Source organism: Segetibacter aerophilus (assembly GCF_007991655.1).
GTDB classification, from domain to species: Bacteria; Bacteroidota; Bacteroidia; order Chitinophagales; family Chitinophagaceae; genus Segetibacter; species Segetibacter aerophilus.
Map to the genome: position 1 here is coordinate 1 of NZ_BJYT01000019.1, position 24,733 is coordinate 24,733.

25 protein-coding genes are annotated in these 24,733 nt (G+C 39.7%); 14 read left to right on the plus strand and 11 right to left on the minus strand.

Features of this window, described 5'->3' with window-relative positions; genetic code table 11:
• Positions 1-325: 325 nt before the first annotated feature.
• The 3 genes from SAE01_RS19115 (at position 326) to SAE01_RS19125 (ending at position 3,596) form a co-directional block, all read left to right on the plus strand.
• The gene (locus SAE01_RS19115) at positions 326-1,678 is read left to right on the plus strand and encodes a 3-keto-disaccharide hydrolase (RefSeq protein ID WP_147205408.1); all 1,353 of its coding nucleotides are present in this window, start codon (positions 326-328) and stop codon (positions 1,676-1,678) included.
• A gap of 142 nt (positions 1,679-1,820) precedes the next feature.
• Positions 1,821-3,182 (plus strand): Gfo/Idh/MocA family protein, encoded by a 1,362-nt coding sequence (locus SAE01_RS19120; protein WP_147205409.1) that lies wholly within the window; start codon positions 1,821-1,823, stop codon positions 3,180-3,182.
• Positions 3,183-3,356: 174 nt separating this feature from the next.
• On the plus strand, positions 3,357-3,596 hold the full coding sequence (locus SAE01_RS19125; protein WP_147205410.1) for a DUF3072 domain-containing protein: 240 nt from the start codon (positions 3,357-3,359) through the stop codon (positions 3,594-3,596).
• A 110-nt stretch (positions 3,597-3,706) separates the two neighbouring features.
• On the opposite strand, the gene SAE01_RS19130 is transcribed toward SAE01_RS19125, so the two are convergent.
• From SAE01_RS19130 to SAE01_RS19150, 5 genes are all read right to left on the minus strand, one after another.
• A complete protein-coding gene (locus tag SAE01_RS19130) occupies positions 3,707-4,954 on the minus strand; it encodes an MFS transporter (protein WP_246113282.1) in 1,248 nt (415 codons plus the stop codon).
• A 9-nt stretch (positions 4,955-4,963) separates the two neighbouring features.
• A complete protein-coding gene (locus SAE01_RS19135; protein ID WP_147205412.1) occupies positions 4,964-5,596 on the minus strand; it encodes a deoxynucleoside kinase in 633 nt (210 codons plus the stop codon).
• 183 nt (positions 5,597-5,779) lie between these two features.
• Positions 5,780-6,403 (minus strand): class I SAM-dependent methyltransferase, encoded by a 624-nt coding sequence (locus tag SAE01_RS19140; RefSeq protein WP_147205413.1) that lies wholly within the window; start codon positions 6,401-6,403, stop codon positions 5,780-5,782.
• Between the two features lie 157 nt (positions 6,404-6,560).
• Positions 6,561-6,977 carry a DUF1801 domain-containing protein gene (locus SAE01_RS19145; protein WP_147205414.1) on the minus strand — a complete coding sequence of 139 codons (417 nt, stop codon included), beginning with the start codon at positions 6,975-6,977 and terminating at the stop codon, positions 6,561-6,563.
• A gap of 113 nt (positions 6,978-7,090) precedes the next feature.
• Positions 7,091-7,669, minus strand: coding sequence for a peptidylprolyl isomerase (locus SAE01_RS19150; protein ID WP_147205415.1), 579 nt, complete (start codon positions 7,667-7,669; stop codon positions 7,091-7,093).
• Positions 7,670-7,743: 74 nt separating this feature from the next.
• Here SAE01_RS19150 and SAE01_RS19155 point away from each other — a divergent pair, with 74 nt between their 5' ends.
• From SAE01_RS19155 to SAE01_RS19170, 4 genes are all read left to right on the plus strand, one after another.
• Positions 7,744-8,286 (plus strand): SRPBCC family protein, encoded by a 543-nt coding sequence (locus SAE01_RS19155; protein WP_147205416.1) that lies wholly within the window; start codon positions 7,744-7,746, stop codon positions 8,284-8,286.
• Positions 8,287-8,539: 253 nt separating this feature from the next.
• The gene (locus tag SAE01_RS19160) at positions 8,540-8,947 is read left to right on the plus strand and encodes a response regulator (RefSeq protein ID WP_147205417.1); all 408 of its coding nucleotides are present in this window, start codon (positions 8,540-8,542) and stop codon (positions 8,945-8,947) included.
• Between the two features lie 255 nt (positions 8,948-9,202).
• On the plus strand, positions 9,203-9,652 hold the full coding sequence (locus SAE01_RS19165) for a response regulator (protein ID WP_147205418.1): 450 nt from the start codon (positions 9,203-9,205) through the stop codon (positions 9,650-9,652).
• A 45-nt stretch (positions 9,653-9,697) separates the two neighbouring features.
• Positions 9,698-9,985 (plus strand): hypothetical protein, encoded by a 288-nt coding sequence (locus SAE01_RS19170; protein ID WP_147205419.1) that lies wholly within the window; start codon positions 9,698-9,700, stop codon positions 9,983-9,985.
• Between the two features lie 76 nt (positions 9,986-10,061).
• On the opposite strand, the gene SAE01_RS19175 is transcribed toward SAE01_RS19170, so the two are convergent.
• Positions 10,062-10,457, minus strand: coding sequence for a response regulator (locus tag SAE01_RS19175; RefSeq protein ID WP_147205420.1), 396 nt, complete (start codon positions 10,455-10,457; stop codon positions 10,062-10,064).
• A 333-nt stretch (positions 10,458-10,790) separates the two neighbouring features.
• Here SAE01_RS19175 and SAE01_RS19180 point away from each other — a divergent pair, with 333 nt between their 5' ends.
• The 4 genes from SAE01_RS19180 (at position 10,791) to SAE01_RS19195 (ending at position 17,266) form a co-directional block, all read left to right on the plus strand.
• Positions 10,791-14,594 (plus strand): CheR family methyltransferase, encoded by a 3,804-nt coding sequence (locus SAE01_RS19180; protein ID WP_147205421.1) that lies wholly within the window; start codon positions 10,791-10,793, stop codon positions 14,592-14,594.
• 265 nt (positions 14,595-14,859) lie between these two features.
• Entirely contained in the window at positions 14,860-15,882 is a 1,023-nt protein-coding gene (locus SAE01_RS19185; RefSeq protein WP_147205422.1) for a chemotaxis protein CheB, read from the plus strand.
• 365 nt (positions 15,883-16,247) lie between these two features.
• Positions 16,248-16,790, plus strand: a complete 543-nt coding sequence (locus tag SAE01_RS19190; protein WP_147205423.1) for an RNA polymerase sigma factor — start codon at positions 16,248-16,250, stop codon at positions 16,788-16,790.
• A gap of 272 nt (positions 16,791-17,062) precedes the next feature.
• Entirely contained in the window at positions 17,063-17,266 is a 204-nt protein-coding gene (locus SAE01_RS19195) for a hypothetical protein (protein WP_147205424.1), read from the plus strand.
• 30 nt (positions 17,267-17,296) lie between these two features.
• Here the strand turns inward: SAE01_RS19195 and SAE01_RS19200 are convergent, their stop codons facing one another.
• The 5 genes from SAE01_RS19200 to nusB form a co-directional block, all read right to left on the minus strand.
• Positions 17,297-17,506 carry a hypothetical protein gene (locus tag SAE01_RS19200; protein ID WP_147205425.1) on the minus strand — a complete coding sequence of 70 codons (210 nt, stop codon included), beginning with the start codon at positions 17,504-17,506 and terminating at the stop codon, positions 17,297-17,299.
• Between the two features lie 111 nt (positions 17,507-17,617).
• On the minus strand, positions 17,618-18,211 hold the full coding sequence (coaE, locus tag SAE01_RS19205; protein ID WP_147205426.1) for a dephospho-CoA kinase: 594 nt from the start codon (positions 18,209-18,211) through the stop codon (positions 17,618-17,620).
• A 109-nt stretch (positions 18,212-18,320) separates the two neighbouring features.
• Entirely contained in the window at positions 18,321-18,665 is a 345-nt protein-coding gene (gene yajC, locus SAE01_RS19210; protein WP_147205427.1) for a preprotein translocase subunit YajC, read from the minus strand.
• Between the two features lie 5 nt (positions 18,666-18,670).
• Positions 18,671-19,198: a DUF1573 domain-containing protein gene (locus tag SAE01_RS19215; RefSeq protein WP_147205428.1), complete on the minus strand. Its 528-nt coding sequence runs from the start codon at positions 19,196-19,198 to the stop codon at positions 18,671-18,673.
• Between the two features lie 13 nt (positions 19,199-19,211).
• On the minus strand, positions 19,212-20,141 hold the full coding sequence (nusB, locus tag SAE01_RS19220; RefSeq protein ID WP_147205429.1) for a transcription antitermination factor NusB: 930 nt from the start codon (positions 20,139-20,141) through the stop codon (positions 19,212-19,214).
• 549 nt (positions 20,142-20,690) lie between these two features.
• Here nusB and SAE01_RS19225 point away from each other — a divergent pair.
• From SAE01_RS19225 to SAE01_RS19235, 3 genes are all read left to right on the plus strand, one after another.
• Positions 20,691-20,972 carry a co-chaperone GroES gene (locus tag SAE01_RS19225; RefSeq protein ID WP_147205430.1) on the plus strand — a complete coding sequence of 94 codons (282 nt, stop codon included), beginning with the start codon at positions 20,691-20,693 and terminating at the stop codon, positions 20,970-20,972.
• Positions 20,973-21,114: 142 nt separating this feature from the next.
• Positions 21,115-22,755 (plus strand): chaperonin GroEL, encoded by a 1,641-nt coding sequence (gene groL / locus SAE01_RS19230; protein WP_147205431.1) that lies wholly within the window; start codon positions 21,115-21,117, stop codon positions 22,753-22,755.
• A 284-nt stretch (positions 22,756-23,039) separates the two neighbouring features.
• Positions 23,040-24,674: an endo-1,4-beta-xylanase gene (locus SAE01_RS19235; RefSeq protein WP_147205432.1), complete on the plus strand. Its 1,635-nt coding sequence runs from the start codon at positions 23,040-23,042 to the stop codon at positions 24,672-24,674.
• Positions 24,675-24,733: the final 59 nt, after the last annotated feature.

The window sequence follows — 24,733 nt, forward strand, 5'->3', positions numbered from 1 at the left end:
AGTCCCGTTGCAAGAACGAAGCCCAGCGGCTTGAGCGTTAACTAGAGTTCTGAGCTTTTTAAGAAAAAGAAACTTCTAAGAACAAGACCACGAGGCTTTGGTCAAATACTGACAAAAAAAGTTTGATTCGCAGAAAGCCAATTTTTAGGCGGCAAAAGTTTGCCGCTACTGGCAACCATTAATCTTTCTCACATTTTTGAAAACAGCACTCAAATCATTCATTCAATCTATGCTTAACCCTATGTAAAAAAAAGTTAAGCACTCCGCTTTTGCTCAGGAATATATTTTAGATTTGGACAGAATATCTAACAATTGCAATAGCACAATGAAATTAGCTCCCTTCTTTTTTATTTGTTTTCTCCTTTTTACGATTTCGATTTCTGCACAAACTAAGGGATGGCAAAATCTGTTCAATGGCAAAGACCTGACTGGATGGCGACAGCTAAACGGCAAAGCAAAATACGAGGTTAAGAATGGCGAGATCGTTGGAACAACTGTTCCGAATGAACCCAACTCTTTTCTTGCAACAGACATAGATTACTCTGATTTTATTCTTGACTTAGAGTTGCTTGTTGATACTTCAATGAACTCAGGTTTGCAGATAAGAAGCCTCAGCACGCCAGAATATTCTAATGGAAGAGTTCATGGTTACCAGGTGGAAGTAGATCCTTCGGACAGGCAATGGAGTGGTGGATTGTATGATGAGGCAAGACGTGGCTGGTTGTATTCATTAGAACTTAATCCTGCAGGAAAAAAAGCCTTTAAAAAAGATGGTTGGAACAAATACCATATTGAGTGTATTGGCAACTCCATAAGAACATGGCTCAATGGAATTCCAACGTCTAATGTTGTTGATGCTATGACACCTAAAGGTTTTATTGCCTTGCAGGTACATGCTGTTAGAGATGCGGCACATGCAGGAAAGCAAATTAGGTGGAGAAATATCCGCATTAAAACAACCGATCTAAAACCTTCTCCGCCTGATAATATCTTCGTTGTAAACCTGGTTCCTAATAACCTTTCTGCCCAGGAACAAAAAAACGGCTATTCATTTTTGTGGGATGGACAAACGACCAAAGGGTGGCGGGGAGCTTATAAGCCCACTTTTCCCTCCAAGGGTTGGGAGATGAGTAATGGTGAATTAAGCATAGAAAAATCTAACGGCAGAGAATCTACAAACGGTGGAGATATTGTAACAGAGAAAATGTTTAGTTCCTTCGAATTGAAATTCGATTTTAAACTGACTGAAGGAGCTAATAGCGGAGTGAAATACTTTGTAACAGAAACGGAAGGTAACGCCGGTTCTGCCATAGGTCTCGAGTACCAGGTGTTGGATGATGACAAACATCCGGATGCTAAACTGGGGATGAATGGTAACCGAACTTTGTCTTCTTTATACGATTTGATCCCATCTAACAAACCTTCTGCGGCTATAAAGAAAATAGGAGAGTGGAACCAGGGAATGGTTAGGGTGTATCCGAATAACAAAGTGGAGCATTGGTTAAATGGCTATAAGGTGCTGGAATACCAACGCGGTTCTGCAGATTTTTTAAATTATGTATCAAAAAGTAAATTCAAGGATAGACCCAATTTTGGTGTAGCAAAACAAGGACGAATTCTGATTCAGGATCACGGTGATAAAGTTTATTTTAGAAGTATAAAAATTAGGCAACTGTAATTCACCGAAAAACATCTGTCATCCGTCATCATTCATCCGTCAACTCTTATTTCAATGGTACAAGTGAGTGACACAACGAGGTTGAAAAAAGATATAAAGCTCGTAACAGAAAAATCTTCATAAAATCGTAAAACAAATTGTTATGGATAAATCACGCAGAGAATTTTTAAAGCAAACAGCGATAACATCAACAGGAATGATCGTTGGTGCGAATGCTTTTAGTGCAAAAAGCTACGGTCGCATTATTGGCGCCAATGACCGTGTAAGAGTTGGTGTTGTTGGCTACTCCGACAGGCATCGCGGTTCGCACATGCCTTGTTTTATGAACCACTACAAAGAACTGAATTTTGACCTGGTGGCTGTATCAGACATTTGGAAAAAAAGGCGCGAAGATGGGTCAGCAGCATGGAAAGAAAAAATGGGTCATGATGTAGTTGCGTGCCGCAACAACGAAGAGATGTATGATAAGAAACTGGTAGACGCGGTGTTTGTAAGCACAGCCGACTTTCAACATGCGTTGCATGCCATTGAAGCTGTAAAAGCAGGTTGCGACGTCTATTGTGAAAAGCCGTTTGCAGAAACAATGGAAGATAACCGCGCCGCTTTAAAAGCCATTAAAAGCTCAGATAGAATTGTACAAATCGGTTCTCAAAGAAGAAGTGGCTCTAACTATCATGCAGCAAATGACTTTATAAGATCAGGCAAATTTGGGCCTATAACAATGGTTGAATTGACATGGAACGTGAATCAACCGGGACGTTGGCGCAGAACTGCTTTATTGAATCAATTGAAGGAAGAGGATACTGACTGGAAGAGGTTCTTATTGAATCGGCCAGCGGACAAGTTTGACCCGCGTAAATATCTTGAGTTCCGTTTATTCTGGCCTTACTCTTCAGGTTTAGCCGGGCAGTGGATGAGCCACCAAATCGATACAGTGCATTGGTTTACTGGTCTGCAACATCCAAGAAGCGTGGTGGCAAATGGTGGAATTTATGTATGGAAAGATGGAAGAAAGAACTGGGATACGATTTCAGCTGTTTTCGATTATGGTCCTGTAAATGATCCAACCTCTGGCTTCCAGGTTACGTTCGGCTCACGGATGCATAATGGTAGCGATAATCCTACTGAAATTTATTACTCAAACGGCGGAGAGCTAAACCTCGATACAAATAAGGTTACGCCAAAAGGTGGCTTGACAAAAAGACTTGCTGCGGAGATGAATATGGAAGCGAATCTGCTTCCCGAAACATCGCTGTCAGAAGTTGAGAAGGTGGTAACATCTGCAAATACCGGTGGAGACAAACTGACTTCAAACCACATCAGAAACTGGATGGAATGTATCAGGAGTCGCAAGCAACCAAACGCGCCGGTTGAAGCAGGATATAGCCATTCCATTGCTACCATCATGACGAATGCTGCCGTACAAACAGGAGCTAAAGTAACTTTTGATGAGGCAAAGCAGGAGGTTATGGCAAATGGCAAACCTTTTAAATATTATGCATAGTAAGTTGCTAGTCGGAACCTGTTAGTCGCGAGTTGTTAGTTGTTGTTGATCGCTAATTGTTAATCGCTAATCGTTGGTCGCGAGTTCTACAATGTTGATCCTTACTTGCGATTAACGACTTACGATTTCCGACCTCGTGGTTCATTTTTTGATACTATTAGCCAAAAAAACAATATGAGTAATCAAAACAATAATGAGGAGCAAGCGCCGGAACAAAAGTCGAACACGGTAAAAGACCCAGATCAATGGACAACAGGCGCAGAGCCAATGACTGGCGCACAAAAGTCTTATTTGAAAACACTGTCGGATGAAGCAGGAGAGGAAACAGACGAGAACCTGACCAAAGCTGAGGCATCAAAGAAAATAGATGAGCTGCAGCATAAAACCGGACGGGGATTGAATAACGGGCAGTAGTAAAGTTTAGGGTTTTGGTTTGATATGTGTCGAGTTTGAGTTCACGAGCTTTAAAGGAAATGGGAGTAAATATTGAAAACGGTCAATATTTGCTCCCATTTTCATTTCCGTTAATATTCCATTTTGCGAAGGGTGGGAGCTTTAAACCAGGTGATTATAACAACGAGCAAAGTCATTGTACCACCAAAAATTACTGATCGTACTACTCCTAACAGTTTAGCCATTACACCACTTTCAAACTGACCCAATTCATTGCTGCTGTTGATGAACATAGAGTTCACGCTCATGACGCGGCCGCGCATTTCGTCGGGCGTTTTTAATTGGACAATGGTGCCTCGTACAACCACACTTATTGCATCCAACAATCCGCTGACAAAAAGCGCGGCAAAGGAAATCCAGAAAATTTTTGAAATTGCAAAAACGATGATACAAAGGCCGAAACCTGCCACAACAAAAAGTAGCTTTTTGCCTTGCTGCGTCTTCAAAGGGAAAATAGTAAGTGTAATAACCATGAGAATGCTTCCAAAATCTGTAGCTGCATTAAGCCAGCCGAAACCGATCGGGCCAACATGTAAAATATCCCGTGCATATACCGGGATCATCGCAACCGCACCGCCGAATAAAACAGCAAAAAGGTCCAAGGACAGAGCGCCTAATACTTCCTTTGTGTTGTAAACGAAATTCAGTCCTTCACGTACACTTTCCCAGGTCCGTTTATTTACGGAAGTTGAAGCAGCAGGTTTCGACTTGATCTTCGACAGCATAAACAACGCCACCGACAACAATCCTGCAACAATCCCAAGCGTTCCCGTATTTCCAAATAATGCTATACAAAAACCAGCCGAAGCATGACCGACTACTGACGCTGAAAGATAAGTTCCCTGGTTCCAGGTGATAGCGTTTTGTAAAATTACTCTCGGTACCATTTGCCCTATGATCGCCCCGAAAATAGGACCTGCAAATGCCCGGATGATTCCTGAAATAAAGATGACGGTATAGATGCCGGCAATGACAATCGTCTTGGTCGTATTTGTGTTAAAGTACCTGGTTGAAATAAGCAACAACAGGAGGCTGCAACACAGGTAGCCGAAGATGCCTTTTAGGAGTAGTTTTCGTTTCTCGCTCACGTCGATTACATGTCCGGCATACAAAGCAAGAGATAAGGCAGGTATGACTTCAGCTAGTCCGATTAAACCAATTGCAAGAGGCGCATTTGTTAATTCATACATCCACCAACCTACCAAAGTGCCGAGCATTCTTAAGGCTGTAATGAAACAAAAGCGGCCGGCTAAAAGGCTTCGGTATTCAGGTATCTTAACGGCAGCTATTGCATTGTTGCTGTAAGTCGGTTCACTCAAAATCTTGCATTAAGGTAAAGTAATATAATGCTGACCTACCGGATATTTGCGTTGAAGTGCATCGAGGATCACGTCAACATGTTTTTCATTATCAATAAAATCAGCATTCGATGCGTCTACAAAAAGGGTCTTTAGGTTGTGTTGTTTTATGTAGCTCGTATAGGTTTCCTGTATGCTAAACAGGTAGTCATCTGGTATCGCCTGTTCAAATTGGCGCTGCCTTTTTTTAATGTTTTCCTGCAACTTTTTCACAGGCGCGTGAAGATATATAAGAATATCTGGATGTAACAATTGTTGATGAATAATGTCGAAGAGTTTTTGGTACAAATGAAATTCCTGTTCACCCAAATTCACCTTTGCAAAAAGCAGGCATTTGGTAAACAAATAATCGCTAACAGTCACGCTATGAAAAAGGTCCTCGGTGTGCAACAGATCTTTTAATTGCTTATAGCGCTCCGCCATAAAAAACAGTTCAAGCGGAAAGGCATATTGGCCGGGGTTTTCGTAAAACTTAGGTAAGAAAGGGTTGTCAGCAAATTCTTCTAAAATCAATCTTGCATCTAATCTTTTTGAAAGCGCGTTTGCAAGTGTTGTTTTGCCAACCCCAATATTTCCTTCGATTGTAATAAACTTATACTTCATGTGCTGCTTTCGAAACTAAGAGGTCAAACGTACAGCAAAATGATAGAAGAGTGTTGCTATTGACAGAAGAGATTATGAACAGGTAACCAGCAAGATGTTGAAAAGTTCTTTTTAAATATTGTGTTTTTGAAATCAGCTACTTAACTGTAATCAACATCGTTGTGTCACTCACTTGTACCCCAGTTATTTTTTTCGCCCAACAAATCTTATGACTGAACCTTGTCCATTATGAAATACTCCTTCGCTCAACTCAATTTCCTTTTCTACTAATTCAACAATCTCATAATTCTCAAAGTCCGCCTTTAATTCATCAATTGAAAACAACATTCCGAGGTCTTTTGGCCCACCGACCTTTTCGTTCCTTTCAATGTATTCAAGGTGTTTTTTACTAAATGCTTCAAAAATAACCGTCCCGTTTTTACGTAGATATTTGTCGAGAGCCTTGTGATAATACGATTTAACATCAGCCGGGAAGTGGGCATAGATTAAAGCGATCGCATCAAACTGGTCGGCGCTAAATTGTAACGCCTTTAATTCACCCACCTGGTAATCAATTGTCACTTCATTCGCTTCTGCAAGTTTGAGCGCTTTGCTCCGGCCTTCAACACTTATATCAAAAGCTGAGACTTTCCAACCCAGCCTAGCAGCAAAAACGGCGTTGCGCCCTTCGCCTTCTGCCGGAAACAGTATGGCGCCAGGCTTCAACTTCTCCAACTGTTCCTTAAAATAGTTGTTAGGTTCTTCGCCATAGGCAAAGTCTTCGCTTCTATACCTGTCATTCCATCTCTCTGTCCAGGAATCGTTCATGCTTTTTGCAGTTTATGTGAATGTAGTATTTAGTATCTCTTTTCATTCAAACCTATGTACACATTGTGTAGTTGCCTTTTTCTTTAACGTTAGGCAGCCTTCCTTTTTTGATAGGCTAAACTTGTATTACGGTTTTGATGTTTTTAATACCAATTCTTTATTTCCCGAAAAACCCTGCTTCTAACGATGCCTCAATCAATTCCTGTAAAACTTTTATGTCTACATCTTCCAGCTTATTTATGTAGAGGCAGCCAACACCGGTCTTATGCTTGCCTAGCTTTTTTAGAAGCGCCTCCTGTTTTTTAATCACTCCTGTCAGATACAACGAGAAGTTTGCTTTACGGGGAGAAAAACCGATCCGAAGCCACTCAACCTCCCTTCCTGTTCTGGGACTTTTGAGCTTTAAGTTACCAAACCCAATGAGCGAACTACCCCACATTTTTGGTTCTTCGCCGCTTGCCTTTTTCATCAGCTCAACAAGAACGAAACAGTCTTTACGCTTCTGTTCATCCATCACAGTATTGATAAAATCTTCAACACTTTCGGCCGTCGGTTTTGTTTTGATTTCTGCCATTGCAAGCTTTTTTGAAAAAGTGAAAAGGACTTTGGTTATAAGTTGGATTGCGCGGTATACTTTCCGGATCTGCAATCAGAATTAAAAATCACACAACTTAAAGTTGAGAGAAGTTACAACCTTATGATGTTAAAAATATAAACCGGTGGATCAAAATAACCGTCATCTTCAGGCCTGTTATAAATTGTTCTTACAATATTCATCCCTTTTACTACCCGTCCAAAAGCAGCGTAACCTTGCCGGTCAGGATTATTTACTCCACCATAATCAAAACCCGGTTGGTCACCAATACAGATAAAAAATTCGGTTGAACCGGTTCCCGGCTCTAGTCGTGCGAGCGAGATCACCCCGTCCTTGTGCGAGATGCCGGTTTGTTTTGTCGTCTCATGCTCAATACCTTTTACTAGCGGCTTATTCTTTTTCCTATAAATTCCGCCTTGAATTAGTTCAGCCTTTGAAGCATCAGAAGGCTGATTGTCGTAATTCAACACACGATAAAAAGTTGCATTCCTGTAGTAACCAGAGTCAATATAAGATAGAAACGCCGCCACTGTTTTTGGCGCTTTGTCAGCATACAGTTCTACTTCGATACCTCCAATCTTCGTTTGAATCTCTATATGTGGATTCGGGTATTTCTTTTTGCATCCTATAAGGGTGGCACAAAAAATTATGAATAAAATTCTGGTATACATGTTCTCAAAAGTATGAGCTAAAACCGTAAACAAAAGCAACAAAAAGCGCGTTACAATAAATCTAAAAAACTTTTATGGAAACAAATAATTCGCAAAAAATAGAGGTATCAAAGCAATTTTCTGTACCAGTCGAAAAATTGTATCAGGCATGGAACGATCCACAACAGCTAAAGCAATGGTGGAAACCCATGGGTAAAGATTTGAAAGATGTAACCAATGACCTTAAGGAGGGGGGTGAAGTGCGGTATACTTTTGAGGATGAAAGCTTGGTTATTGCCGGGAAATACGAGGAGGTGAAGCCGAATGAAAGGTTAGCTTATACCTGGGATTGGCAGTTTCCTAATGACGCTGCTAAAAATGCAGCTTATAAACTGACTATTGAATTTGCCTCAAAAGGTAGCGGGAGTGAAATTCGTGTGACGCAGGAAGATGCGCAAAGCGAGGAGAATTTACACCCCAATGAAAACGGTTGGGAAAAAGGCCTTTCTGATCTTGAAAGCTTTTTGGGTGGTGATCAACCACAGGGGAGCAGCGGTCAGCAGGAACAATCTAATGCTGCAGCGCATGATGAAGGTTACCAGGGTAGCCCGGAGCAAGAGAAAGTAGGGGGCGGATAAGTTTAAATAATTATTAAATTTTTAGGTCGATTTACTTTTTTAAACGTCAATTCCAACACCGTATTCTGTTGGAATTTTTTTATTTATATAGATTAGGCTTGTTAATACCGTGGCTATTAAGCTCAAATGACTAGAAGGAACAAAAGTTTCGCAGTTTCCATATTCTGTAAGAACAAAATCAACGGCTTTTAGCTAGTTGGCGCATGTTCGTTATTTTCATTATATCAGCGCATTGGCGTATTTTGCGGCTTCAATGAAAGACAGTTTTACAATTTTGCTTGCGGACGATGATCCTGACGACCAGGAGTTGATTATTCACGCATTTTCCGAGGTGGCTTCCACCTTTAACCTACACGTAGTAAACGATGGTCAGCAGGTCTTAGATTTTTTAACTACAACCTCAGATAATAAATTGCCCTGCCTGATTGTTCTCGACTATAATATGCCTGAATTGAACGGTGCGCAGGTCTTGCAACATCTTACTGGTCACGAACGCTACAAAGCCATCCCCAAGATTATTTTAAGTACTTCAAGCAATCCGAAATACATTGATGATTGCATGCATAAGGGCGCACACGCTTACCGGGTGAAGCCGGACAATTTCACCCAGCTAATTGTATTAGCAAAGGAAATGCTTGAGTTTTGTAGCAGTGCTGCTTAAGTAGTACGGGAGTATGCAAACTGCTACCTAAATAACAGTTTTATAACTTTTTTCTTCTTCAATCTTTACGGAGACTTTGAGATAATATTCTAGGCTATTTCAAATAGGCAAATAGTACACAAGTAGGAGGTAAGGTTTGTAGAAATTGTCGCAGTTTCCTGATAATTAGATAAATATCTTGGGGCAAGCTGTTTGTAATATGACTATAGGAAACGTGTTAAGAAAAGATTAGCTTAGTTATATACAAACAGACGAATGAGAAAATACAATGTATTGATTGCCGAAGATGATACGGATGATTATAATTTTTTTGTTGAAGGTTTTGAGAAGATTTCTACATCGTATTGCATTACAAGAGCCAGGAACGGACTTGAATGCATCACCTACCTAAAAACGCATAACAATCCCGAAATAGTTTTTCTCGATCTTAATATTCCCATTAAAAGTGGTTTGGAGTGCTTGAAATTCATAAAAGACTCCAATGCTTTTCAACACATCCCTGTTGTAATTTATTCAACGTCTCACTACATAAAACATATTGATGCTGCTTTTAAAGGCGGCGCACACTATTACATTGTAAAACCATGTAATGCTGATTTGTTGGTGGAAACTTTAAATATTGTTCTTGACCGTTTAGAGGAAAATTTACAAACTCCGGGCAAAGCAGGTTTTGTAGTTCGAAACCTTGTAACTTTAGAACACTAAAACCAAAAAAACATCGAATAAATTCGCATAACTCAACTCTATTCTATGCAAAAAGGAACAAGTTTTAAAAAGAACAGACCGGGTTACTATAACTACAAGTCGCCATTGTTGTTCTCGATACCTTTGGACGTCTACTCAGATGAGGTTGTAAAACTTCGTGACAGGGATTCTTTTAAGAAACTTCAAAAGCTGCAAAAGAAGTGTGAAGAGCTGAGGAAAAGTTTTGAATCTGTAAAGGAGCAACATTGTACGAGAATTGAAACAACACGTGATCTTGTTTTACGAACGATTGCTGTTAATATTAACATTCGCGGAAGAAGAATAGAATACTAATTCTTTTGGTCATTATATAGATTTTACTCCGCCATTAACAACGCTAGTTTTTTAGGGCAGGCATAAAAGCTACTGTCTATATCCACTCCTTCGAAAAAACCTTCTCCAGCTCTATTCTTAAGGCAATCAATGAGCTTGGTTTTGAAATAAAATGTACTGCTCCTAATTTTTTTGTTTGCTCTTTATCTTCCTCTAGCCGGGAAGTAGTATAAATAATAACAGGAATTTTTTTAAAGTTTGCGTCTTTCTTTAATTGTTCCAGACACTGCCTTCCATTCATTCTAGGCATATTCAGGTCTAGAAACACAAAATCAGGAAGAAGTGCCTCTTTTTTCAATACTTCAAGCGCTTCAAATCCATTCCCTGCCTTCAGGCACTTTATATCGGCCTGCAATTCTGCTACAATTTCTAGAAACATTTCCTTGTCGTCTTCGTCATCATCAACAATTAAAATGGTAGAAGTTTTACGCATCAGATAATAGAATTGTAGTTGGTCAAATATAAGAATTGAATACCCTTAATTCGAAAGTTAAAGAAATAATTGATAGTTTTTGTAACATTCGTACTTGTCGGATGGGAACGTTTTGTTACCGATATTTACAGGCACGAAATTTTTTTAAAAACTAGTATTAATGTTTATCGAAGCAATATTGTTTTAGGGGAAATATTGTTGCAGGAAACAGAATATTTTCTCTATACTTGCGCACAATAGAAGCTCTTTTGTCCCTAGAGTTTCAGTAAAATTGAAATTGTAGAAATCGTTGGAGTTTTATCTTCAACTAAGTACCTTTTGAAAGTATAATTAATGATGGATACCCGAGTGGAAGAAAATGGAGTGAACGGTGAAGTTAAACGTTTTCCTATTGTTGCAATAGGAGCTTCAGCAGGCGGCCTTGAGGCTGTTACAGAACTGATGCAGAACTTGCAAGGTGACACAGGGATGGCATTTGTATATATACAACACCTTGATCGTTCTCACAAAAGCGCACTTGGGCAGATTTTGCAGCGAGCTACAAAAATGAAAGTATTGGAAGTGCGTGAGGGAACAGTTCTTGAGCCTGATAGTTTATACATTATTCCGCCTAATACTGATATGACCCTCGATGGTCATACTTTCAGACTTTTTGATCGTGCCGATGCGCCACTCAAACATTCTCCTATCGACGTTTTCCTCCTTTCACTTGCAGAAAAGAAAAGAGAAGCGACAATTGCCATTATCCTTTCCGGGACAGCGTCAGACGGGGCTTTAGGAATGAAAGCTATAAAAGAAATCGGGGGGATTACTTTTGCCCAAGACGAAAGTGCATTATTTCAAACGATGCCGAAAGCTGCTATTGCTGAGGGAGTGGTTGATGCAGTCTTGTCTCCGGCGAAAATGGCAGAAGAAATTAGCCGTATCGGTGAGAACACTTCTCTACTATTAAACCTGGTATCTCCAGAAAACGAAGAAGGAATGGAGGATGATAGGTCTGAAATTTCAGAGATCAACCCCGACGACCTGAAAAAGATTTTACGCCAGGTTAAAGCGTCCACAGGAGTAGACTTCACTCACTACAAACAAAATACTATACGCCGCCGAATTATCAGGCGGATGTTGCTTCATAAGCTTAGTACACTTCCTGAATATTCAGACTACATAAAGAACAAGCCTCAGGAAGTAAACCAGCTTTACCAGGATTTACTCATCAACGTAACTCATTTCTTTCGAGATCCCGACGTGACTGATTATTTAAAAAAAGAGCTGTTGCCCAAATTGCTTAAAAACAAGTCGGTCGGCAACCCTCTGAGAATTTGGGTGCCAGCATGTTCATCTGGTGAAGAAGCTTATTCGCTTGCAATTATGCTTTGCGAAATAATGGACGAAGAAGCGGCGTATAAACCACTTCAAATCTTTGCTACAGATCTTAGTGAGGCAGCTATTACCAAGGCAAGAGTTGGTATGTATACTGTAACTGATGTTATGCAGCTTTCTAGTAAAAGACTGCAGCTTTTCTTTACCAAAGTAGATGGTCATTATCGCATCAATAAACGCATAAGAGATTTTTGCGTTTTTGCGCCTCACAATATTCTTAAAGATCCTCCTTTTTCCCGCGTTGACCTTATTAGTTGTTGCAACCTGCTCATTTATTTTGAGCCCGTTTTGCAGCGAAAAGTGATGGGAAATTTTCACTATGCATTAAATAAGAACGGGTATTTGGTGTTGGGTAAATCTGAAACTATTGGTGCCTCTACCAACTTTTTTACACCGGTTGATAAAACGGTAAAAATTTATTCAAAGAAGCCTGACGCAGTGTCGACCGCCGTTTTTGATATTAATTTCACGCCGGAGGAAATACCTGAAAGTTCCTTGCCAAAGCAACCTATGAAGCCTGTTATTAAAGAGCTAACAGCCTCAGAAAGCCAAGGTCTGGAGGATATCGTTGATAATATTCTTTTAGCAGAGTATGTTCCGGCGGGCGTAATCGTTAACTACGATTTGGACATTATCCAGTTTCGTGGCTCTACGAGTTTATTTCTCGAACCTTCACCAGGAAAAGCAAGTCTCCATTTATTAAAGATGGTAAGAAGCGGGTTGGAACTGGAGCTAAGAAATGCGGCACATAAAGTAATAAAATCAGGGGAACCCCTAAAAGTAACAGGTTTAGATATTACGCATAAGGGAAATATTCACCATATAGCATTTGAAATAATTCCACTATTTGAACGGACAAAGGAAAAATTACTCCTGATTATTTTCGAAGAAGTAAAGACGCCTTCGCCGGCAGATTTAAAAGCTAGTTTTTCAAAGGACAGGCGTGTTAAGCAATTGGAGGCAGAACTTGTTGCGCTTCGGCAAGACATGCGGTCACTCATGGAAGAGCAAGAGGCAGCGAATGAAGAACTGCAGTCAGCAAATGAAGAGATTGTATCGAGCAACGAAGAGCTGCAAAGTATCAATGAAGAGTTGGAAACTTCTAAAGAAGAATTAGAGTCAAGTAACGAAGAACTGATCACAATTAACCAGGAGCTACAGGTAAGAAATGAACAGCTTTCAGAGGCGAACGATTACACTGAAAAGGTAATAGAAACAATAAGGGAAGCGGTAATAATATTGGATAGTCAACTGTTTGTAAAGTTTGCCAACAACGCTTTCTATCGCACTTTCAGTGCAAAAATCCAGGAAACTGAAGGACGGTTAATTTTTGAAATAGGAAACGGTCAATGGGATATACCAAGGCTGAAAGAATTTCTACGGGAAGTACTGCCAAAGCATACCCAGTACTACTCTTACGAATTGAAACACAAGTTTGAGGGTGTCGGCGAAAAAGTTTTGCTGCTAAGTGCCCGAAAGATTGTACAAAAAACCAGTGGTCGGCAAATTGTTTTATTAGCCATAGAAGATATCACCGAGCATAGGCAGGCTAAAAAACTACTTGAAGAGCGGGAAGAGTGGCTGCGAAATATGGCTAACAATGTAACAGCAATGTTATGGGTGGCAGCCGTAGATGAAAGTATCACTTTTGTTAATAAAACATGGCTTGCCTTTACAGGACAGCCACTAAAGAACGAAGTGGGTCTTGGCTGGACGAAGGGAATACACAAAGACGATCTCGAAACGGTACTTACAACTTATCATTCAAGCTTTATTGAAAGAATACCGTTTAGTATAGAATACCGAATGAGGCGGGCCGATGGAGAATACCGTTGGATTTTAAATAGCGGCGTCCCTACGTTTGATGCTGATGGTAAGTTTTCAGGTTATTCCGGTTCTTGCACAGAAGTTCATGATAAAAGGATACAGAACGAGGAGCTTGAAAAGAGGGTAAGAGAAAGAACCCGCGAACTGCTGGAAGTGAATGTCGACCTCGAGCGATCGAATAATGACCTTGCACAATTTGCTTATGTGGCTAGTCATGATTTACAAGAGCCGCTTAGAAAAATAATTACATTCTCCACAAGACTTAAAGAACAGTTTCTTAGTATTATACCTACCCAAGGCAAAGAGCACATCCAAAAGATTAATGGGTCAGCGGAAAGAATGCGCAGCCTGATAGATGACCTGCTTAATTTTTCACGTATCTCCAGGTTCGACAAAAAGCTGATTAAGACAGACCTTAATAAAGTGTTGCGTGATGTGTTGAGTGATTTTGATTTGCTGATACAGGAAAGGAACGCTGATATAACTATCGACAAACTTCCGATATTAGATGCAATACCATTGCAGATGAACCAGCTTTTCAATAACCTCATCAGCAATGCGCTTAAGTTTACTTCACGCGTCTCTGTACCTACCATTTCAATTAAGTGTCGTGAGCTTCCTATGGAGGACCTGAAAAATTACAATCAACTAGAAAAGCACAATAAGTACTATGAGATTACGGTAAGTGACAATGGAGTTGGTTTTTCTCAGGAATTTGCAGACCAAATCTTCATAATTTTTCAGCGGCTAAATGATAAGGAAGATTACCCGGGAACGGGTATAGGTCTTGCCCTGTGCAGGAAGATTGTAAGAAATCATGGGGGAGAAATAGTTGCTTTTAGCGAGGAAGGAAAGGGCGCTACTTTCAATATAATATTACCCGCCGAGCACATTAGTAAAGAAGGCAAGGAGAATGAATATGCCATTTAGATGACTAAATGTTGACTAAAGTTTAGGCATAAGATATTCTCTTACTTTAAAAGATTTCGGGATATAAAACGGAGAATAGCAAAAACAAAGTTGAAGAGTGCGACGCAACAAAAGCTTATTTTTGTCATCAGCCTGGCTCAAAACCTTTCTATTATTTCTCCAAATTGTAAAGACTAAGAGTTGTTAATTCCTTTTGTGCTGCTAGCAAAAACTTTAGTGTTTAATTAAAAATGCAGTGAAAAGGGCGAAAGCTTAAAAACGTAAAATGGATAAAAAAGATATAATAGTAATAGGTGCTTCAGCAGGTGGTGTGAACGCTTTAATAGACTTCGTGAAAGGGTTACCTGCAAACCTGGATGCTTCAATTTTTGTAGTGCTACATGTTCATCCTTCTACACCAAGTAACCTTCCGCAGATTTTAGCGAATTATGGACCTCTGTTGGCCTCTCATGCTGAAGACGGAGAAAAGATAAAACCGCGGCGAATTTATGTGGCGCCTCCGGACCATCACCTGTTGATTGAAAATGGAAGGGTGCTTGTAAGAAAAGGACCTAAGGAAAACAGATTCCGTCCATCGATCGACGTTCTGTTTAGATCTGCTGCCTACAATTATGGTTCGAGGGTTATTGGTATTGTGCTTTCGGGAATGCTAAACGACGGCACTTCTGGAATGTGGTCGGTGAAACACTTGGGAGGTACATGCATTGTACAAGATCCGGAGGAGGCCCTGTATGAAAGTATGCCCGAAAACGTACTGAGGGAGGTAGATGTAGACTTCTCAATGCCTGTATCGAGAATGGGTAAATTGCTTGAAGAATTAGTTAATCAAAATGCACCTAAAATGCATGAAATCACGCCCGAGCAAATGGAGCTCATGAAAATGGAAGTCATTATTGCTTCTAATGACAATGCGTTTGAGTTGGGTATTTTAAATAAGGGAGAACTCACCCCTTTTACCTGTCCTGAATGTCATGGTACGCTTATCAGCCTCAAGGAAGGGACGACCGTCCGTTTTCGTTGTCATACCGGCCACGCCTTCTCATCAAGTACTCTATTAGCTGGCGTTACGCAAAGCATAGAAGAACAGATCTGGAGCACTATGCGGACGTTTGAAGAAGCGGTTATGTTGTTGGAGCAAATTGCAAAAACGTTTCAGCAAGCCGGCAACGAGGAGGCTGCAAAGGAATTTTTTGATAAGGCTGAAGAAAGCCGCAAGCGGTCGAAGATGATGCACAACATGGTAACTACCCAGGAACTAATGAGTGAAGATTTGGCACCGGCAGTATAGGTAAGGCATTAAGCAATTGAAACGGGAGGCGACAATTCTAACCTCTACTAATTATTCTTGCAGCGCGTTTCTGTATTTGCAATCCTTAGTTTCAATCAAATAATGGCAGATTTCCTAAACTGCTTAATTGTTTTAGGCTGTATTAACAAGAAAGTTCTAGAGCTTGTGTGGTTGATTATTTAAATCTCGTTAGGACTTGAAGCTTTTTGATTACCCCTTCGCTTCTTTTGTAAGGAAAAAATTCAACAAAAACATCTTTTTTATTAGGAGTATTTTTAATTAGTATTACACTAGGGCTTCATGGAGAACAAATATGAGTGGCACTCATATTTACTTCAGTAAGTAAACTAATTGCAAAAAGAAACATGAAAGAAAACTTTACTCCAATAGATTGTTCACTAATTAAAAATTGCATCGCCGGTGACCGGAAAAGCCAAAAAAGATTGTACGAGTTGTTATCTCCAAAGATGTATGCTGTCTGCCTAAAATTTTTTAAAAAAAGTATAGATGCAGAAGATGTATTGCAAGAAGGCTTTATTAAACTTTTCAATAATTTACATAAGTATCGTGGAGAAGGATCTTTCGAAGGCTGGGTAAGACGCATATTTGTTAATACTGCTATTCAGTTCTATCGTGTTCAAAAACCTGCCTCTATTTGTGCCAAAGACTTTGAAGATGTGTTACCTTGTTTTAACGCCTCTGCATTAGATAACTTGTACGAAAAAGACGTTATTCATACAACCCAGGAATTAAGTAGCGGCTATCGTACCGTTTTTAATTTGTATGCTGTTGCCGGCTTCTCTCATAAAGAAATTTCCGAGCTGCTTGGAATATCTGAAAGCACAAGTAAGACTCAATACCTCCGTGCTAAGGCGTCTATCCGTCAAATGATAGGCAAACGGGCATAAAAAAGGGGAATCATTTCCACTGTTATCCACGCTATTTCACTTCTACTTTTAACAGTTTGAAACATTTTTGGCTAAATAATCCTTTTGGGGAAAAGTAGTTTTTATACCTGCGACTAACAAGATAACTTCCGAGTTTTCCTTCGGAAAAGGTAGCTGCGGGATGTTTTAATCGACAAGTGGCAAAAGGTCGGTAATTAATCCGTGGAAGATTGTGGCATCATTTTATCAAAGAAAGGGGTGAAAAGAATTTCTCAAACCCTAATTTCTACAAAATGTCTACAGAATACATAAAGCAACCTTTTAACAAAAACACCGGAGACTCTAAGCTGAATGCACAAGAAGGAGAAAGTTTTAAGTCGTTCATTTCTTCAACAAGCGAAGAAGGAGACTTTCATGCTAAGAGAACAGAGACAAACTTTTTAGGTAATGTAAGTGAACAACTGCCTTACGATTTGGAAGGCGAGAGTTTATGGTAGCCTTAAATAATTATGGAAGCCTTGTTAGTTCTACAAGGCTTCATCACTTTCCTTTTTAGTAGGAGTTCTCATTATCCAAACGATATAATAAATAGCAGTAACAATTAATATAATTCCTGTTATTGTACTTAATACAACCGAAGTTTTTCCTTTGGTTACGGAGCTAACTACAATAAGGGCTATTACTAATATTAGTAGAAGTATTTTTCTTTTGAAGACTTTTAGGTATCTCAGTTGCATATTTTCAAAAGTACCAAAATAAATGATTTAAAAGGCTTTTGTTAGAGATGCTTGAAACGTTGAACGGGTTTACGTCATATGGCATTATTGCCTGATTTTCTTATAAAGTATTCATTGCTCTTCGCCAATCTTCATTAGCTTATGATGGAGTTGCAGTACTTGTGGAATAAGTAATTGCTGGTCGTCGTTGACTACTACAAAGTCACACAGTTTCATTTTTATTACTTCACTTATTTGACGGCTCATTCGTATCAATACTTGTTCGCTGTCAACATTGTCTCTTTGCATTACTCGTCTTACACGAAGGTCGTGAGGAGCATAAACACCAATGACATAATCTACGTTTGATGCAGAACCTGACTCGAACATAAGGGCAGCCTCTTTAATTACATAAGGAGTTGTTTGGCGAGCCATCCACCTATTAGCGGCATCTATAGTTGCCGGGTGGACCAGAGAATTTAAAACACTTAGTTTAGTTGGGTTGTTGAAAACAATTTTGGCTAGGTACGGTCTGTTAAGTATGCCATCAGTATAGCTTTCTTCTCCAAATGTTTCTTGTACCCGCCCGACCAACTCCAAGTCAGTCTCCATAATAGTTTTAGCCTCATAATCAGCGTCAAAAACAGGAATACCGAGTACATTAAATATGCGGGACACAGTTGTTTTACCACTGCCAATTCCGCCTGTCAATCCAACTTTAACCATACTCTAAACGCGATTTTGTGGGATAAAATATTAAAATAAAAAACCGACCACTAATTGAGAAGATCTCAAAATTAGTGTTCGGTTCTAAAAAAATATAAAATGAAGTAGCTTATTTAGTATCTGCCACTACTGCCGCAGGTTTATTAAGTGCCTGGCTCCACTCTAGACTGATAGCAGATTTTTCTATCTTGATATAACTACCCGGATTAACTTCCAATTGAATAGTTGTATTGTCGTCGTTTACTTTATGAATTACTCCGTGTATACCTGCAATGGTTACTATTTTGTCGCCTTTCTTTAGATCATTAATGAAGGTTTTTTGCATTTTAGCCTTTTTGGCTTGCGGGCGAATCATAAATAGCCAAAAAACAAGCATGATGGCACCCATCATAAGTAGCTGAACAGAACCGCCGTTTTTTGGATCACCCATCAACAGATAAGAAAATTGAAGCATTGAGATTAATTTTTAGTTGGTTTTAATAAAAGGTTTCTTTTTAGTTCTTTTGATTTTAGTGCATTCAACATTGCAGTGTCTATTTTTCTTCCGGGCGTTGTGTCTCCTGCATTTTTTATTGAGCCGTAAAAGTAAACGTAATGGCTTGTTGTACCATTCGTGTTAGTTGTCACGTGTATATTCTTTCTGAAATCTCCTGTAGTTCCTGAATTTACATTGTATGAGGCAGTTATTACTCCTTCCGAATTAGGGGTAATCGCTTCCTTAGGATAATCAGCAATGGTACATCCACACCCAGGCTCAGCGGAAATAATAAAAAGCGGTTTGGTGCCGGTGTTTTTAAACCTGAATTTTATTTCTGTTTTTTTGCCCGCTTCAATGGCACCAATATCTTTTAGAGAGTCTATCCATTGTATGTTGGTGAATTTAGTACTGTCGTTTACCAGCACAGACAGATCTTTTTTCTTTACATCCTGGTTTTGACAAGCAATGAAGGCTACGGAGGCTGCTATTAGAAATATGTAGGGTTTCATCTAAAGGAAGTAATTAAGCTTTTTGTTTAAAACTTACTTTATGTATTTTATCCTGGCTTGCTAATTCCTTATGAATGTTATCCAGTATACCGTTTACAAACTGTCCGCTCTGTGGAGTGCTATAAGCTTTTGCAAGGTCAATGTATTCGTTAATGGTAACCTTTGTCGGAATTGTTTCAAAAAACAATAACTCACATACGCCCATCTCCATTAAAATCATATCGAGCACTGCAATTCTTTCTGCATCCCAGTTCTTCAACTTTGGTTTTATCAGTTCAAGAACATACTCTCTTTTGGCTATGGTTGTTTGCAAAAGACTTTTTGCAAACAACCATTTTTCGGCGGACAGCATGTCTTGCAGATTATAGCTTGCCGGTTTTTGAAGGTAATTCAGCATCAACTGGTTCATCATATCTGCATCGTCATCCCAATTGGTAAAATGCTCTTCCACATGACCGGTAAAATCTTCCGAGGGAAGCATAAGATTAGTAAAAATGAAAATGACAATTTCTTTCTCTGACTTCTTGTCCCGGCTTTCGAGTTGAATGTAATTCTTATACTCTTCGGTCTTGGTCAGCTCGTTGTAAATCTTTTTGATTTGGGTTGAAGTATCTTCTATGAGATTAGGCTTTTCATCTTCTATCGCCTTTTTAAATGACCCGCCCTCTATTATTTTCCAGAGAAACTCATTGCCTGACAACTTTGTATTCACATTCAAATCCTGTTCGCTTGGGAGATTTTTTGAAGCTCGCTTAATCGCATCTTTTTCTGAATAGCGGGCTACTTCCGTCAACACGTAAAGAAGGTAAACGAATAGTTGTCTAGAAGAATCTACTTGTTTTTTCAACAATTTCACCGGCTCTGAAAAATTTTGCCCATCTGCGGTACTTAGTGTATAAAGCGTCTGCATCACCTTAACTCTAATATTTCTTCTGCTAATCATTTCCTAAAGAGCTTTATTGATTTGGGCAGCGAAGATAGCAATTCGAGTTCTTTCGTAATACCCTTAAGGAAAAATTATGAAATCTGTGAGAGGGAAGGTGAGGGTGACTGAGGTGTTAAGGAAGAGGGAGATGACAGTTGTAAGTTGAGAGATGACAGAAGGGGAAATATTGTAATTACGGAATGACGAGGGGATAAAAGATCACCAATAAAAGTTGACCGATGATAGAAGACACTGTAAGACATTAGTTACCAGAATTGATGGCAGGACTGGCTCACTCTCTACATCTTACATCTGCCCAATCTTATCGAACATCTGTCATCTAACGTCTGTCATCCAACAACTGTCATCTGTCAACTGATCTATGGCCTGTCATCTCTCAACTTCCAACTGTCATCTCCCTTGCCTGCTTCCTGTCATTAATGCAAGCAAGAGGTTAAAAAGTGACAGTTACTGCTAATTTGACTTTTTTATAACGAATGGCACAATAGTCGATGCACAGGAGAAACGAAATCACAATTCTTTTACACTAAATAAAAACTAAAAAGTATGGCTGAAAGTTTAAAAGTTACCCCTTTACATGACAGGGTAATTGTAAAGCCCGCTGCGGCTGAAGAGAAAACTGCTGGTGGTATCATTATACCTGACACTGCTAAAGAAAAACCTCAAAAAGGAGTAGTTATCGCAGCAGGTCCTGGAAAGAAAGATGAGCCGGTAACTGTAAAAGCAGGTGATACTGTTTTATATGGTAAATATGCAGGAACTGAGATTTCTGTCGAAGGTGGTGAATACCTAATCATGAGAGAAAGCGATATTCTCGCAATCGTTTAAATCCAAACCCCTGAAGGGGCTTTTTAAAAGCCGAATTGCGTGATAAACGTACAAGAGTGCGACGCAACGAAAGCTAAATAGTTTTAATTAGTTCGGTTCAAAACCTTACACTTTAAACTAAAAACTTCAAACAATTATAATTATGGCAAAGCAAATCTTCTTCGATATTGAAGCAAGAAATAAGATGAAAAAAGGTGTTGACACACTTGCTAACGCAGTGAAAGTTACACTTGGACCTAAAGGTCGTAACGTGGTTATCGAGAAAAAATTCGGTGCTCCGTCAGTAACTAAAGATGGTGTTACTGTAGCTAAAGAAATCGAACTTGATGATGCTATTGAGAACATGGGTGCTCAAATGGTGAAAGAAGTAGCTTCTAAAACTGCAGATATCGCAGGTGATGGTACTACTACTGCAACTGTTTTGGCTCAGTCTATTATCAGCGAAGGTTTAAAGAACGTAGCTGCCGGTGCTAATCCAATGGATCTTAAGCGTGGTATTGACAAAGCGGTACAAGCCGTTATTGCTAACCTTAGAAGTCAAAGCCAACAAGTTGGTAACGATAGCAGCAAAATCGAGCAGGTTGCGACTATCTCTGCTAATAGCGACGAGACGATCGGTAAATTGATTGCTGAGGCAATGCAGAAAGTTGGTAAAGAAGGTGTAATAACTGTTGAAGAAGCAAAAGGAACTGATACTACAGTTGATGTAGTTGAAGGTATGCAATTCGATCGCGGTTATATCAGCCCTTATTTCGTTACTAACAGCGAAAAAATGGAAGCTGAATTGCAGAACCCATATATCCTTATCTACGATAAGAAGATATCTGCAATGAAAGATATTCTTCACATTTTGGAGAAAGTTGCTCAAAGCGGACGTCCATTAGTAATTATTGCTGAAGACTTAGAAGGTGAAGCACTTGCTACACTTGTGGTAAACAAATTACGTGGTACGTTGAAAGTTGCAGCTATCAAAGCTCCAGGTTTCGGTGATCGTCGCAAAGAAATGTTGCAGGATATCGCAGTTCTTACTGCTGGTACCGTTATCAGCGAAGAGCAAGGTTACAAATTGGAGAATGCCGACCTTAGCTACTTAGGTACTGCTGCTTCTATCACTATCGACAAAGACAATACAACTGTTGTTGGCGGTAAAGGTGAAAAAGAAAATATCACTAACCGTGTTAATCAAATCAAATCTCAAATCGAGAATACAACTTCTGATTACGATCGCGAAAAATTACAAGAACGTCTTGCTAAATTAAGCGGTGGTGTCGCAGTTCTTTATGTAGGTGCTGCTACTGAAGTTGAAATGAAAGAGAAGAAAGACAGAGTAGATGACGCTCTTCACGCAACTCGTGCAGCTGTTGAAGAAGGTATCGTTCCAGGTGGTGGAGTAGCTTATGTTCGTGCTATTGAATCTCTTGAGAATCTAAAAGGCATCAACGAAGACGAAACTACAGGTATCCAAATCGTTAAGCGTGCTATCGAAGAGCCATTACGTCAAATCGTTATTAACAGCGGTATTGAAGGTTCAATCGTAGTTCAAAAAATCAAAGAAGGTACTGCTGACTTTGGTTTCAATGCCCGCACAGAGATTTATGAAAACTTGTTTGCTGCAGGTGTTATCGACCCAACTAAAGTTAGTCGTGTAGCGCTTGAAAATGCTGCATCTATCGCTGGTATGTTGTTGACTACTGAGTGTGTAGTTGCTGACAGACCAGAGCCTAAATCTGCTGCAGGTGCTCCAGGTGGAATGCCAGGTGGAATGGGTGGAATGGATTATTAATATCAGGACTCGAATTAATTCGAAATATAAAAACCCTTGTTGCGTTTGCAGCAAGGGTTTTTTGTTTTGTGGCGGGTCTTGCGATAGATTTTATTTTGAGACAATGCATAATCTGCACTTTAACTATATTAAGAAGCAGGTACGCCAAACTACTACTTAAAATATTAATATAGTTTTGATTTTCTATAAGATAATGGAAGCTAATGAGCTTTATTCTTAGGAACTTGCAGGACTGAAAATTTACTAATCCCGCGATTTCAATATTATAAAAAAGGTGCTTGTATATGTTAAAAGTGAATTTGCTAAAACTGTCTCTTGTTGCTGTGGCTCTGTCAGCTTTCATGGCTTCCTGTAAGAAAGACATGGATGTAATAGTTCCTCCACCATTGCCTCCTGCTGCTCCCGATACAACCGGCACGCTTAAAGATGCTTCAGCCTTTCCAATAGGCATTGCTATAGAATATGCTTTATGGAAAAATGATGCGGCTTATCGCTCTACCATCATACGTCAAGCAAATAGTGTAACCTTCGGATACCAAATGAAGCACGGTGCAATAGTGAAAGATGACGGCACTTTTCACTTTGCGGCGTCCGACGATTTGTTTAACCAGGTAACAAACGCGGGTTTGGATGTTTTTGGGCATACTTTGGCGTGGCACCAAAATCAAAATGGGACATATCTAAGATCGTTAACCGCTGGAACTCCAAATCCAAACGCTCCAAATGTTCTTACGAATGGCGATTTTGAGGCAGCTAGCACAGGAACTCCAATAAATTGGAATGTTTACAACACCAATGGAGCTACCGTATCTACAGGATCATCTGCCGAGGCGCACAATGGAACACGATCATTAAAAATTGTAAATCCAAATAACAACCCGGGCAATCAATGGAAAGTACAAGTTGCAAGTGATGTTTTTAATACCACAGTAAATACCTCTTATAAAGTTTCTTTTTGGATAAAGGCAGCTTCCGCAGGTGGAAGTGGCAGACTATCGACTCTGCCAACAGCGCAATACCAGAATGACTTCAATGTCACTACCGATTGGAGCCAAATAACCTGGACATTTTCTGCAAGGGATGCGCAGTCGAGAATTTCTTTAGACATGGGTGCCGTTGCTAATACTTATTTTATCGACGACGTAACTGTAACAGATGCAAGTTCTGTAGTACCTGCAAACGGTGCACAGGTGGCAGCGGCTGTAGATACGGCGCTTAGCAGGTTTATTAGAAGTACAGTGACCAAGTACGCAGGAAAAATTAAAGCCTGGGACGTAGTAAACGAATCTATGGCTGATGGTGTAAGCGGACTTAGAACAAGTGCTAACTCAGAGATAACTCCCGGTGCAACCGATTACTTTTTTTGGTCCGAATACCTTGGAAGAAACTTTGCTTTGAAAGCTTTCAATTATGCTAAAGCTGCAGACCCCAACGCACTCCTTTTTATTAACGACTATAACCTGGAGTCCAATACTGCTAAACTAGACTCACTTTTAAATTTTGTAAAAGAGCTGCAGGCTAAAGGAGCCAAAATAGATGGTATAGGTACTCAAATGCATATCGGTGTAAATAACTCAACTGCTGCTATAGATGCTATGTTTCAGAAGCTTGCTGCAACGGGCTTAAAAGTAAGAGTGTCTGAATTGGATGTTCGTATTAATCCAAGTGATGCTGCCGGTTTTACACCTACTGCTGCTTCGCTTCAGAGCCAGGCCGAGATGTATAAATATGTGGTACAGTCGTATATGAGAAACGTCCCTGTGGCACAACGTCATGGCTTAACAATTTGGGGTGTTACCGACAAGGATAGCTGGATCATCAATGCTTTGAAGAAAATAGATAATCCGCTTCTTTTCAACCAGGATTATAGTAAAAAGCCAGCCTTTTATAGTTTGTTATTGGGTTTGAAAGGGAAGTAAGAAGGTGACTGCTTTCCAAATAGTACCTTTCCCTTTGCTCCCTAACCGAATGGATTAAA